This window comes from Kocuria sp. ZOR0020, assembly GCF_000800955.1.
Lineage (GTDB): Bacteria > Actinomycetota > Actinomycetes > Actinomycetales > Micrococcaceae > Kocuria > Kocuria subflava.
On the sequence record NZ_JROX01000462.1, the window covers coordinates 1 to 860 of the forward strand.

General features: G+C 35.3%; 1 protein-coding gene. It reads right to left on the minus strand.

Features of this window, described 5'->3' with window-relative positions; all coding sequences use genetic code 11:
• Positions 1 to 107: 107 nt before the first annotated feature.
• On the minus strand, positions 108 to 860 hold a 753-nt coding region (locus L979_RS16100), incomplete at its 5' end, for a hypothetical protein (protein WP_156125632.1).

An 860-nucleotide genomic window follows, 5' to 3' on the forward strand; every position in this document is an offset into this window, starting at 1 on the left:
GAAAGGTGGGTTCATTGCTTCTCTATCTTTAACCCATGTAGCGAATAAAATCGCCAAAATTAAGATAGTTATTAAAATCATTCTAGTTACCATTATGTTTTTGCTTTCTATTGTAAATAAGTTGCTGTTCCACCAGCATATTGATTATTCCCAGCGTAATGACTCCATACTCGAATTTCTCCATTAGCCGTAATTTGTAATTCCATTGGTTTGTTATTGTTGTTTCCATTTAGAGAAGATAGGGTTACTGATATATCGCCTACAGGACGAACGTTTTCAGGTAGAAACGCAACTTGTTTGGTCTGATTAGCCCTAAAGTTTCCAAAATTACCGCCACCAGTAACCGTAACTATGCCATTTTTCTTTTTGTATTGTAGTTTAGCTGTAGTGACGTTAGACATGTTCAAAGCTGTCCAATCACTAACGTCTCCATCTACACTAAGTAATTTAACATTGATATTTTCTGCATTAACTTGGTCTAATGTCGTAACGTTTCGAGGTTTTTCGCTTGAAACTACACCTGTTCCGTCAGTTGTCCTGATGTCAATCAAAACTTTTAGAACTCCAGAACTATTATTTAAATCGACATTATTGCTATTATTTGAAGTTTCAGCCGATAAAGTAACAGGGTGCGCTGTTTGAGTTAAGTCAATATTTGCATGGATATAGTTGACAGAATTCCCCTTTAAAGCTACTGTTTCGTTTGATAGTTCAAAATATCTTCCGCCAGCAATAATTGAAGTATTAGTATATTGTACGTTTAGAGCTGTGTTTATTGGATTAGACCAGTCTTTTCGTCTAATTGTTCCATAGTCCATTCCAGTCAACATCATGTATAATTTTCCGTCATTGTTTGAACC